Source organism: Saccharopolyspora sp., from assembly GCF_017434145.1.
Taxonomy (GTDB): domain Bacteria; phylum Actinomycetota; class Actinomycetes; order Mycobacteriales; family Pseudonocardiaceae; genus Saccharopolyspora_C; species Saccharopolyspora_C galaxeae.
Map to the genome: position 1 here is coordinate 1 of NZ_JAFRFW010000894.1, position 12540 is coordinate 12540.

The window sequence follows — 12540 nt, forward strand, 5'->3', positions numbered from 1 at the left end:
CCGCGGCAGGCGGGGCGAGTTCACCTTCGTCGGAAAGGCAGAAACCCCGTGAAGCTCCTCGTCACCGGTGGTGCGGGATACGTAGGCAGCGTGTGCGCCGCCCGGCTGCTGGAGAACGGCCACGACGTGACCGTGGTGGACGACCTCTCCACCGGGCACGCGGACGCGGTGCCCGCCGGCGCCGAGTTCGTGCAGGCCGACCTCGCCGACACCGCCGGGCAGCTGCTCGCCGACGGCTACGACGGGGTTCTGCACTTCGCGGCGAAGTCGCTGGTCGGCGAGTCGATGCAGGATCCGGACAAGTACTGGCAGGGCAACGTGGTCACCTCGTTGCGACTGCTGGAAGCGATCCGCGAACACGGCACTCCGCGGCTGGTCTTCTCCTCCACCGCTGCGACCTACGGCGAGCCGGAAAGCGTGCCGATCCCGGAGGACGCGCCGACTCGTCCCACGAACACCTACGGGGCGACGAAACTGGCGATCGACCACGCCATCAGCTCGTACGCCACCGCGCACGGGCTGGGCGCGACGAGCCTGCGCTACTTCAACGTCGCAGGCGCCCATGGCGCGTTCGGCGAGCGGCACACCACCGAGACGCACCTGATTCCCATCGTGCTGCAGGTCGCGCTCGGCCTGCGCGAGCAGGTCCAGATGTTCGGCGACGACTGGCCGACCGCGGACGGCACCTGCGTCCGCGATTACATCCACGTCACCGACCTGGCCGACGCACACCTGCTCGCGCTGGAGCACACCCGCCCGGGAGAGCACCGGGTCTACAACCTGGGCAACGGGACGGGCTTCTCGGTGCAGCAGGTGGTCGAGACCTGCCGGGAGGTGACCGGCCACCCGATCCCGGCGGCGGTGGCGCCGCGCCGGGCGGGTGATCCCGCGACGCTGGTGGCTTCCAGCGACCGCGCCCGCAGCGAACTCTCCTGGCAGCCGAAGCACGCGGATCTGGGCGTGATCGTGCGGGACGCGTGGGAGTTCGCCCGCGGTCGGAACGCGGGCTGAGCGGATCGGCCCGATCCCGGCTCGGTCGGGCCGGCACCCGACGCCGCCGTGGTGGTAGCGGCTCATGAGAGTTCGTCCTCGTCGATCGTGAGCTTGGCGTCCTGGATAGCGTCCCGGGTAAGCGACTCCAAGTGCTTCGGCGGCACCCCGGCGTCCAACGCACCCCGCAGCAAGCAACCCAACGGGTGCTCAGGCCTGCAGGACTCGATGCGTTCCAGCGCGACACCGGCAAGCGCGCCCTCCCCGCGCAGGTACGCCGAGAAGGCCAGCATGGCGGCCACCTCCGCGACCTCGGGAGCGGGAGCTTTGCGCACCAAGGTCAGCCAGAGCTGCTCGGCGGCCATCGCGTTGTCCCCGAGCGCCGCGCTCAAGCACAGGTCGCGGACGCGGCTGTCGGACAACGCCAGCTGCACCCGGAGCTGATCAAGCTCGGTGAGTGCCTCGTTCGCCGCTGTGCGGGCGACCGCGCCGAGTACGAGCTCGACGTCCTTGCGAGCTCCGGCGGGTTCCCGCGCGGATTCCTCGATCAGCTCGTTGAGCTTCGCCGACCAGCGCGCCGACAACTCCTCTGATTCCGGCGCGACGAGCCGCTCCAACTCGCTTCTGCTCTCGAACGTGACCGCGCCGGACGCGGCCAGCGCAGCGCCCATGGCCGAGCTTTTCGGGTCGGGAATCTTGCCGCCGCAGGTCGGGTCGTCGTAGCACTGCCACGATCCGCCCGCCCGCAACCGCGGCGTCCACAGCAGGTGCCAGATCGAGAATCCGGCCTCGCGGAAGGCTCCTGCCAGGACCCCGGCCAGGCCGCTGTACGGCAGCGACCCGGCCTCGCCCGCCGCGTGATCCGTCGGCGGCGCGGCTCCCGGTTGCCCGTCCGGGTCGTCCGGTTCCCGGTCGTCGGTACCGACGATCACCAGCAGGACCGCGGTCGCGTCCTGCCTGGCCAGCGGCCCTTTCACCAAGTATTCGGCCAGCGCGGAGTGGTTCTCCGATTCCGGCAGGTCGATTCGCAGCGTGACGCCGCAGGCGGCCGAGGTGTCGCTCGTTTCGTGCAGCGCTACCAGCACCAGCGACTGGGAAGGGGTGAAACCGAGCAGGTGCGGCACGGCGGCCAGCACGTCCGCGGGGTCGCCGAGCCGAACGGAATGCGTTGAAGTGGTCATGCCCAGAACATCGGTGCCCGAACTGGATGCGGCGCAGGGTCGATTCCGAGATCTGTGGATGGATCGAGACCCTGTGGACGGATTCGCCGAACAAGAACGGAAAACTCACCGACGGGTGACAGTGAATCCGGCTACCTGCCTAGCCCCGTTGACGTGCACGCTGAGTGCACCACGTCCCGGCCGGAGCCCGGTGAGCCGTCCCGAGTCCGGGTCGAACGCCGCCACGGCTCCAGGAAATGCCTGCTCCGGCGGCCCGACGAACACTTCCGGGCTACCCTGCCAATCGGCGCTCACCGGGTACCGCACCGGAACGACCCGATCACCTTGGAAAAGTTCGGCCGTTGTGGGCACCGAAGCACCGACCTCGACGTTCGCTGGCGCAGCGAGCTCAAGCCGGTCCACGTTCGGCTTCGTTTCCCATCGCACACCGCGCGGTCCCGTTCGCAACAGACTCCAACCGGTGAAGCCGCCCGACTCGGGTGCGGTCGCCGGGGCTTTGCCGGAATTTCCGTTCACTTCCAGCGACACGCCATCCACTGTGGACGAATGGAAGGTACCTGCGTGCGCGGCGACCAATGCCGCCGATTTCCCGGAGGAACCTTCGAAATCGGCGAGCCAGCGGTTCACCAGCGCAGCTTCCTTCGGGTCCGCGAGCCGCGAAGCGTCACCGGCACCCGGGTCGTCCAACGGATGATGCAGAAACACCGCCACCGAACGAATCCGTGGGTCTCGCCGCGCTTGGTCGAGCGCAGCACGCAGCATCCGCACTTGCTCGAAGCCGCCGCCGAGCAGCGCGCCGGAGGAGGAATCCAGCGACACCATCCGAGTCCCGGCGACGTCGGCAACCCGCTGCGGTGCCCCGAATTCCGCGGTGAACTCGCGCAGATCGCCCGGTCCGTTCGCTTCGTGGTTGCCCGGCACGTAGAACCACGGGACACGATCACCGACCTCGGAGTCGATGAGCCGCCGCGCCAGGTCGAAGTCGGCAGCAGTGCCCCGATCGACGAAGTCACCGTTGATGACCAGCGCATCCGGCCGAGTCGCCACCGCCTCCCGCAACGCGCGGCGAGCCTGCTCGACCAGCGGGCCCGCCGGGTCGTCCGCGGTGAACTGGGCATCGCTGACCACGGCGATCCGGGCAGCGCCCGGAGCCGGCCGCAACGTCCCGTCCTGCACGACGGAACGATCCTGCGGCTGCGGAGTGACCGGAACGTCCACTTCGGGCGCGACCGAAGCGGTCAGGTCGTCGAAGACCAACCGCCCGCCGTACTGCCGGGCGCCGTCCGTCTCGACCGCGTACAAGCGCTGCAAGCGCAGCGGTCCGGACGCGCCGGCCGGAATCGGCGCCTGCACGTACCGCCAACCGGTCCAGTCGACCTTCTCCGCCAGGTCCACCGTGGTCGCAACGCCCGCGGGATCGAGCAGCGTGCCACGCAGCCGCGCACCCCGGCCGTCACCGTTGACCCACACGCCGACCTGCTGCGTGCCGTCCGGCAGCGGCAAGGCCGGCTCGGCATTGACGTAGGCGGCCCTGGTCGAGGTACTGCCGGTCAGCGAGTAGTCCAACGCCAGCCCAGGAGTGCCCGCCCGGCCTTCGCCTTGCGTCAGCGAAGCACCTACCGGCTGCGGGAACCCGCTCGGCCGCCATCCACCGACATCGTCCATAGTGGACAGCGACTGGGGTTGCGCACCCGTCGTCACGCCCAAGTGGGTCACCTTGTCGCCGACGCGCGCGGTCACCACCGCAGAAGCCGAAGGTGACAGCGCAGTCACCGCGAAACCGTCCCGGTCCGGCTTGATCCGCACCGCATTCGAGTCGTATTCGAGGTGCACGTCGGCCGGTTCCACCCACGTTCCGAAGCCGTCCGCATCGTGCCCGAGAATCTGGAACCGGCCGCGAGCACCTTCCCCGGCCAGCCGAACACGTCCGATGCTCGGAGACAGCCGCACGGGCGGGCCCAACACCGTCAATTCGGCGGACCCGGAGGCGGCTGCACTGTGCGCGGTCACCTCCGCGGTTCCGGGCAGCCCACCCCGCAGGACACCGTTGTCGATCCGCCCTCTTCCCGGAGTCACCGACCACTCCGGACCGGCGGGAACCGGCGCACCGGTTTCGTCGTGCCCGTGCGCAGCGAAGCGACGGGTCAACCCGGACAACACCCGCCCACCACCGGGCTCCACGCGGAAACCGCGCAACCGGCCGCTTCCGGGTGCTGTCGAGAAGCCGAGCCCATTGGGCACCGGGCGCAACTCGCCCTCCGACGGCGAGTTGCGAACGGCCGGAGCGCTGCCGCCCTCCGGGCGCGCCAACAGCGTCGACGAACCCCCGCCATCCAGGTTGATGGCGTCGTCCGCGCCGAGCCGTCGCAGCTGCTCGGCGAGTTCGAGTTCGGTCATCCCGCGGCTGGCGGCCTGCCGACCATCGATCGTGACCAGCCACATCCGTTGTCCATCGGCCGAGAACCCGGCCGCGGTCCGCGGGTGCAGCGCGGTGTCGTCGACCTGCTGCACCGCGCCGTCGCGCAGCAGAACCTTGTTGCCGCCCACGGCGACATCCGGTTCATCACCCGACGTGCGGGGCCGGTAGTGCACGCCCACCCGTTCGCCGACGCGCACGGTCGCCAGTTGATCGGCGCCGGCTCCCACCCCGAGCAGACGGACCGAACCGCGCGGTACCGGCCCTTCGGCCGGGGCAGGGCTCACCCGCGTGACCTGGTCACCTGCGACCTCCACCTCGGTCACCCGGTGCGCTCCGTCCACAGCGGACCGGCGGGATGCGTCGCCCCAACGCGGCGTGTACAGCGCAATGCCGTCGTCGGAGACCTTCGGGACGTTCAAGTCGGTCACCCGCGTGCGCCCACCGTCCGCGCGAGTCAGCTGCGCCTCGAGGAAGAGCTGCATCAGCCGCCCCGCGCGCTGCCGCCCGCCGACTGCGGCGACGTCGTTGTTCCCGGCCTCGGGGGCGCTGAGCAGCTCACCATCGGACATGGCGGGACCCAGCGGCGCACCGGAGGCGTCGATGTCGAAGAAGTCGCCGTTGACGCCGGCGACAGCGCCCGAACGCGCGGCTTGCTCGGTCAGCGGGCTGCGCATCGAAGCACTACCAGGGCTCAAGTACTCGGGACGCAAGCCGGGTTCGGAGAGCTCGGCCGTCAGCACGTCGCCGCGCAGCCAGCCGTCCGGCCCATAGCGCTCGAACTCCGTCAGGCTCAGCCCGGGCGCTACCGGTGAGGTGTTGCGCGCCGTCTCGACTCCCTCGGACCGATCTCGGCCGCCGGCGCGGACGCTGACCGGGCCCTTCTCCCGCACCGAGGCGGCAGGACCGTCCTCCACCGGCGGAGTCGGCACCGCGGCCGAAGCGTTCGGCACGCTGAGCCCACCGGCCAGCACGACTCCCGACAGCACCACTGCGAAAGACCGCAATCCGCCCTCCCGACGCCGGAACACCGGCGCACCAGCAGATCGCAGGACGACGGCCGACAGCGAGCGAACAGCTGAACTACACCCGAACAGCCGATGCCGATCACTCGGCGCTGTTGCGCGGACTGCTGATCATGCCGAAACGCGCGACGGGCCGAAACGCGCAAGGGGGAGTCGGCCGCGACGGCCGACTCCCCCATCAGCACCGGGACGTATCGGCGCCGGTGCTCGATCTCGCGTTGGACGCTGCGATTCCGGCCTCAGCTGCAGCCGGAGGTGGAGCCGCAGCCCTCGCACAGGTAGCAGGACCCGGACGGGCGCATCTTCGTGCCGCAGGTCATGCACAGCGGCGCATCAGCGGCCTTGCCCAAGCGCAACTCCAGCAGCTCGGTCGAGCTGCCCGCGCGGTGGTCGTCCTCCTGCGCGGGTTCCTGCGCCTGCGCCGCCGGGTAGTCGACGGTGGAACGCATCGTGTCCAGGTCGACCGAACCACCGCCCGGCTCCGAGTCGTAGTCCGAAGTCTGCGCCGTGCGCTCCTCGTTGGTGAAGATGCCCAGCTGCGCCCGCTTCTCGTACGGCAGGTAGTCCAGCGCCAGCCTGCGGAACAGGTAGTCCAGCACGCTGCTGGCCATCCGCACGTCCGGGTCATCGGTCATGCCCGCCGGCTCGAAGCGCAGGTTCTGGAACTTCGAGATGTAGAACTCCAGCGGGATGCCGTACTGCAGACCCACCGAGATCGACATCGAGAAGGCGTCCATCACGCCGGACAACGTGGAGCCCTGCTTGCCGAGCTTGACGAAGATCTCGCCGAGCCCGTCGTCCGGGTAGGACCCGGCGTGCAGGTAGCCCTCGGCACCGCCGACGGTGAACGACACGGTCTGGCTCGGACGCTTCTTCGGCAGCCGCTTGCGGACCGGGCGGTACTCGATCTGCTTCTCGACGGCCTTGTCCGACTCGCCCTGCTCGCCCTTGCCCGCCGAGAGGGGCTGGCCGACCTTGCAGTTGTCCCGGTAGATCGCCAGCGCCTTCAGGCCCAGCCGCCAGCCCTCGAAGTAGATCTCCTCCACATCGGCGACGCTGGCCTGCTCCGGCATGTTCACCGTCTTCGAGATGGCGCCGGACAGGAACGGCTGCACCGCGGCCATCATCCGCACGTGCCCCATCGGTGCGATCGCCCGCTGGCCCATGGCGCAGTCGAACACCTCGTAGTGATCCGGGCGCAGCCCGGGGGCGTCGATCACGTGGCCGTGCTCGGCGATGTACTCGACGATCGCCTCGATCTGCTCTTCCTGGTAGCCCAGCGCCTTCAGCGCGCGCGGCACCGTCTGGTTGACGATCTGCATGGAGCCGCCGCCGACCAGCTTCTTGAACTTCACCAGCGCCAGGTCCGGCTCGACCCCGGTGGTGTCGCAGTCCATCATCAGGCCGATCGTGCCGGTCGGAGCCAGCAGCGACGCCTGGGCGTTTCGCCAGCCGTGCCGGGCGCCGATCGCCAGGCCGTCCTGCCACACCTTCGTCGCCAGCTTGTGCACCGCCACGTCGTTCTGGTGGTAGGTGCGTACAAGGTCGTTGGCCGCCGCGTGCTTGCGCATCACCCGCTGGTGCGCCTCCGCGTTGCGCGCGTAGCCCTCGTACGGTCCGACCGCACCGGCCAGCTCCGCGGAACGCTTGTAGGCGGTACCGGTCATCAACGAGGTGATCGACGCAGCCAGCGCTCGCCCGCCGTCGGAGTCGTAGGCGTGGCCGGTGGCCATCAGCAGCGCGCCCAGGTTCGCGTAGCCGATGCCGAGCTGCCGGAACTTGCGGGTGGTGTCGCCGATCGACTCGGTCGGGAAGTCCGCGAAACCGATCGAGATGTCCATCGCGGTGATGACGAACTCGACGGCCTTCTCGAACAGCTCTGCGTCGAAGGTCAGGTCCTCGCGCAAGAACTTCATCAGGTTCAGCGAAGCCAGGTTGCAGCTGGAGTTGTCCAGGTGCATGTACTCCGAGCACGGGTTCGACGCCGAGATCCGGCCGCTCTCGGGCGCGGTGTGCCAGTCCTGGATCGTGCCGTCGTACTGGATGCCCGGGTCGGCGCTCTCCCACGCGGCGTGCGCCATCTTGCGGAACACGTCACGACTGCGGACGTCTTCGACGACCGAGCCGTCGGTGCGGGCACGCAGCCCGAACCGCCCGTCGCTTTCCACCGCACGCATGAACTCGTCGGTGACCCGGACCGAGTTGTTCGCGTTCTGGTACTGCACCGAGGACATGTCCGCGCCCCCGAGGTCCACGTCGAACCCGGCGTCGCGCAGCGCCCGGATCTTGTGCTCCTCCTTGGACTTGGTCTCGATGAACTCCTCGACGTCGGGGTGGTCGACGTCCAGGATGACCATCTTCGCCGCACGCCGGGTGGCCCCACCGGACTTGATCGTGCCCGCGGAAGCGTCCGCGCCGCGCATGAACGACACCGGCCCGGAGGCGGTGCCGCCGGAGGACAGCAGCTCCTTGGACGAACGGATGCGGGAGAGGTTCAGGCCGGCCCCCGAGCCGCCCTTGAAGATCAGGCCCTCTTCCTTGTACCAGTCGAGGATCGACTCCATCGTGTCGTCGACGGACAGGATGAAGCAGGCCGAGACCTGCTGGCGCGAGCTGGTGCCCACGTTGAACCACACCGGCGAGTTGAAGCTGAACACCTGGTGCAGCAGCATCCAGGTCAGCTCGTGCTCGAAGATCTCCGCGTCCACCTCGGTCGCGAAGTAGCCGTGCTGCACGCCGCTGCGCACGTACGTCTTCACGACCCGGTCGATGAGCTGCTTGAGGCTGTGCTCACGCTGCTCGGTGCCCTGCGCCCCCCGGAAGTACTTGCTGGTCACGATGTTGACCGAGTTCAGCGACCAGAACTCGGGGAACTCGACTCCGCGCTGTTCGAAGTTGACCGAGCCGTCCCGCCAGTTGGTCATCACCACGTCGCGGCGTTCCCAGGCAACCTCGTCGTAGGGGTGCACCCCCTCGGTGGTGTAGACCCGCTGCACCCGGATGCCCTCGGTGTGGGCACCTGTCTCCGGCTCCCCCGTTGCACCGACCGGGCCGTCCACGGTCTCTGTCATGACCTGTCCCTCTTCCCTGTTGCTCGCTCGTGCATTCCCGCCGCCGTCCGGTCTCCCCGTCCGGGTCGGTCGCGTCCCACCCGCGTTCGCCGGCCCACGCCGCGCCGATCGCCGCTTCGGTTTAGCCACTGCCGCTCTCCCCCGTTCGCGCCCCGTCCCCACTGCCGCGGGCCGCGCGGAGATCGGCGATCTCCTTTTCGAAGTCGGCTACCGAGGAGAAGGCCCGGTAGACGCTGGCGAACCGCAGGTACGCGACCTCGTCCAGTTCGCGCAACGGCCCCAGGATCGCCAACCCCACCTCGTGGCTGGGCAACTCCGACACGCCCCGCGAGCGGACCGCGTCCTCGACCCGATGGGCGAGCTGCTGCAGCGCGTCCTCCTGCACCGGCCGCCCTTGGCAGGCGCGCAACACCCCCCGGACGACCTTTTCGCGGCTGAACGGCTCGGTAACCCCAGAGCGCTTGACCACCGACAGCACTAGTTCTTCCACTGTCGTGAACCGGCGACCGCAACCGGAGCAAGAGCGCCTGCGCCGGATCGCCTGCCCTTCCTCCACCTCGCGCGAGTCGATCACCCGGGAGTCATCGCCCCGGCAGAATGGGCACCGCATCGGACTCACCCCCTTTCGGCCGTCATCAGCCACACCTCCGCAGCAACCGGCGCACTCACCGTGCGTGGGAACCAGAGTACTCCTCGAGCACAAGCTGTGGAGTAACTACACCGGCGTAACTACTAGATGTTGTGGCGAACTCTAATCGGCCGCACATCGGGAAGCAAACCGACCCGCCCCGGTGCTCCCCGGACGAGTGATACCGGACGGAGCAGCGCGCGCGAACAGCAGGTGACCGCCCCGCGAAGATTCAGCCGCGCCGGACGGGCACGATCAAACTCCGCCCGGTCGCAGGCTCAGCAGCGTCGAGATGGTTCAGCTCGACGATGCGGCGGATCACCGCACCCTGATCGCTGTCCGGCGCGAAGCGAGCAGCCAGTCCGGGCAGCGTGTCGCCGCTGCCGACGGAGACCAGTTCAGTAGCATTCGGCACCGGCTCCGCCGGTTCGGCCGCGAGCAGGCCGAACGCTAAGACCACCGCGAAGGCGCAGAGACCGACGCCGGCGAGCCAGGCGGACTCGACCAACGCGTGGCGCCACCGGAACACCGCACCCACCGGCTCCGCGGCGATCGATTCCGCCGGCACCGGCGGATCGGCGGCCTCCTGCGCAGGCGTTCGCAACACCGCACCACCGGACGTCCGCGGCCGCGCCGCCGGACCGAGCACCGTCACCATGAGCACCTCCTGCACCGGGACCGCCCGCGGCCCACAACGGCAGATCGCAATCAAGATCGAATGGTTGTTCGATCGAACCTCCGTGCGATTGTGTACCAGCAGTGCTCGACAGCGCCAGACCTGGAGCGAAATTAACTCGAACAGGTGTTTGATCTTCCCTGCTGCCCGGTCTACTGTGGAAATCGGAGTCACGAGCAGTCCCGTTCACGAGGGCAGGAGGCAGTGGTGGTCAGCAACACGACCGAATCGATCGGCGACCGCGACGAGGTGCGCGACGGCAACGGGCAGGGCGGCGCAGGCGGAGTGGTGACCGAACTCCACGGACGCGGCGAACCGGCCGAGACCGTCCAGGAACAGCCCGCCGTTCCCGAGCAACCCGGCACAGCGGAGCTGAGCGATCGACAGCTCAAGGTGCTCGAAGCGATCCGCGAATGGATGCGCGAGCACGGCTACCCACCGAGCGTGCGCGAGATCGGCGACGCCGTCGGCCTGACGTCGACCTCGTCGGTCGCTTACCAGCTGCGCGTGCTGGAGCGGAAGGGCTACCTGCGCCGCGACCCGCACCGGCCGCGCACGGTGGGCGTGCTCGTCGCCGATTCCGAGCAGGGCGATCTCGCCGGGCAGCCGAAACCCGCGTACGTCCCGGTGGTGGGCCGGATCGCAGCGGGCGGGCCGATCCTGGCCGAGGAGTCGGTGGAGGACGTCTTCCCGCTGCCGAAGGAGATCGTCGGCGAAGGAGCGTTGTTCCTGCTGCAGGTCGTCGGCGACTCCATGGTCGACCTGGCCATAACCGACGGGGACTGGGTAGCGGTCCGGCAGCAGCCGGACGCGGACAACGGTGACGTCGTCGCGGCGATGATCGAAGGCGAGGCGACGGTGAAGACCTTCAAGCGCACCGATGAGCACGTCTGGTTGATGCCGCACAACGAGGCTTACCAGCCCATCCTGGGTGACGCCGCGACGGTGTTGGGGAAGGTGGTCGCCGTGCTGCGCCGACTCTGAGAACCGCTTGCGGGCTTGATCCGTGCATCGGCACCGCATGAACCGTGCGCGGCGGGCACGTCCGTTCTCGGTGTGCGGCGGTAGCAACCCGGTCTTGGAAACAGCGGCGATTCATCGGCGGCGAAGCCGGCTCAGGAAGAACAGCAAAAGCGCCGCCAGGCCGAGGGCCACGACCACAGCAGGTGCTATCGGGACTCCGCTGTTCTTCTCGGGCCCGCTCGGCTCTTCCGATGCAGTGGTTCCACCGTTCTCGGAGTCGGTTCCGCCGGCGTCGGGACGCCCCGGCGAGGGCGCGGGCTCGGGGCGCAGCAACGCTGCCGCACCGGACAACGCCCGCACAGGTTGCTGACCTTCGGATGCCGACAGCAATGTGCCATCCGGTTCCCAGGCGATGGCTTCACCCTGCACCTCGTTCGGCAGCGGAATACGGATCGGTGGCCGCCGCAAAGCCGCAACCACGTCGCCGTCCGGGGCCTCGAACAAGTACGCCTCGGTGTAGGTCCGCAACGCGACCATCGTGCCGTCCGGGCTGACCGAACCACCGGTCACCAATCTGGTGCCGACTCCCGCTATCGGGCCGCCGGGTGTGTCGGTGGTGGGCAGCGTGACGGTGCCGACGGGCGCCCATGGAACGGTTTTCCCCTCTTGCAGGGGAGCGGCAGGGCGGTAGATCTGCGCCATGCCGAGCGGCTCTTTGGTAACTACATAGGGAATTCCGGACTTGTCCAGCAGCAGCGCCTCGGCGTCGTGCGGTCCGTCGGGATAGGAGAGCCGGTAGAGCGCCGAGTTGCCGTTCCCCGTCAGCACGTGCAGCGCGACCGTTTCGCGGCGGCGTTGGTTGTCGCCGGTATCTGCGAGCCAGACCGCACCGCCCGGAGCGAGCGCCAAGTCCTCGACGTCGTACGGGTCGGTGGCGGACGTCCACACGTCCCGCACGGAGCAATCGGCGGGGTTGAGCACCGGCACGCGCAGCGAACCGCCGCTGTCGGCGACCGCGTACCAGCTGCGCCCGTCCGAAGCCAGGCCGGAGAGTTCGGCCAGGCCGGGATCGGTGATCCGGCAACGCTCAGTCTGCGAAGACGACTGCGCGTGGTGCTGCGACGCATCGGCGGCAGCGGGCGGCACGGCCAGCATCGCCCCTACCACCAGCGCCGGGTATAGCGGACAGAAGCGGGGCCACCGCAGGAAGAATCCCAGCAGCGACGTTCCGGGGCGCGAATCGCCGGGCGGCCTCCCTGACGTTTCTCCAGCCCTGTGAGGGCCGATCATCGGCCGGTTCGCGATTCGCGGCCCGCACGACGGCTTCGTGGTCACCGTCAGCGGGCCGCCCTACCCGGAACACCGGTCCGGCGGCTCATCCCGCGCCTGCGAAAGGTTGCAGCGCACCGGCGAGGTCGGAACGGACCTTGGCCCGCACCCTGGTGCCTTCGGCGGTGTGCTCCTCGTCGACGAGCTCCCCTTCGGCGTGCACCCGGGAAACGAGCTCGCCCCGGGTGTAGGGCACCAAGGCGGCGACGACCACGCCGGGGCGCGGCAGCCGGTCCGCGCTGAGCTCGCGCCGCGCGGCGA

Annotated in this window: 8 protein-coding genes and 1 pseudogene; 2 read left to right on the plus strand and 7 right to left on the minus strand. The window is 69.3% G+C overall.

Annotated elements, in window-relative coordinates; translation table 11 throughout:
- The first annotated feature begins 48 nt into the window (after nt 1-48).
- Complete coding sequence (gene galE, locus IJH84_RS24150) at nt 49-1011, plus strand: UDP-glucose 4-epimerase GalE (RefSeq protein ID WP_295149415.1); 963 nt, start codon at nt 49-51, stop codon at nt 1009-1011.
- Between the two features lie 62 nt (nt 1012-1073).
- Here the strand turns inward: galE and IJH84_RS24155 are convergent, their stop codons facing one another.
- The 5 genes from IJH84_RS24155 to IJH84_RS24175 all read right to left on the minus strand — a co-directional run bounded on the left by IJH84_RS24155 (nt 1074) and on the right by IJH84_RS24175 (nt 10161).
- Entirely contained in the window at nt 1074-2171 is a 1098-nt protein-coding gene (locus tag IJH84_RS24155; RefSeq protein ID WP_295149417.1) for a DUF4192 domain-containing protein, read from the minus strand.
- 105 nt (nt 2172-2276) lie between these two features.
- A complete protein-coding gene (locus IJH84_RS24160) occupies nt 2277-5594 on the minus strand; it encodes a phosphodiester glycosidase family protein (RefSeq protein ID WP_295149420.1) in 3318 nt (1105 codons plus the stop codon).
- Between the two features lie 257 nt (nt 5595-5851).
- The gene (locus tag IJH84_RS24165) at nt 5852-8683 is read right to left on the minus strand and encodes a vitamin B12-dependent ribonucleotide reductase (protein WP_200071262.1); all 2832 of its coding nucleotides are present in this window, start codon (nt 8681-8683) and stop codon (nt 5852-5854) included.
- Nucleotides 8684-8804: 121 nt separating this feature from the next.
- Entirely contained in the window at nt 8805-9293 is a 489-nt protein-coding gene (gene nrdR, locus IJH84_RS24170; protein ID WP_295149425.1) for a transcriptional regulator NrdR, read from the minus strand.
- A 250-nt stretch (nt 9294-9543) separates the two neighbouring features.
- On the minus strand, nt 9544-10161 hold the full coding sequence (locus tag IJH84_RS24175; protein WP_295149427.1) for a LysM peptidoglycan-binding domain-containing protein: 618 nt from the start codon (nt 10159-10161) through the stop codon (nt 9544-9546).
- Nucleotides 10162-10275: 114 nt separating this feature from the next.
- Here IJH84_RS24175 and lexA point away from each other — a divergent pair, with 114 nt between their 5' ends.
- Nucleotides 10276-10971: a transcriptional repressor LexA gene (lexA, locus tag IJH84_RS24180; protein ID WP_295149434.1), complete on the plus strand. Its 696-nt coding sequence runs from the start codon at nt 10276-10278 to the stop codon at nt 10969-10971.
- A 111-nt stretch (nt 10972-11082) separates the two neighbouring features.
- Here the strand turns inward: lexA and IJH84_RS24185 are convergent, their stop codons facing one another.
- Nucleotides 11083-12117 carry a hypothetical protein gene (locus IJH84_RS24185; protein ID WP_295149431.1) on the minus strand — a complete coding sequence of 345 codons (1035 nt, stop codon included), beginning with the start codon at nt 12115-12117 and terminating at the stop codon, nt 11083-11085.
- A gap of 208 nt (nt 12118-12325) precedes the next feature.
- Nucleotides 12326-12540: pseudogene (locus IJH84_RS24190) on the minus strand (GTPase HflX); the annotation flags it as partial.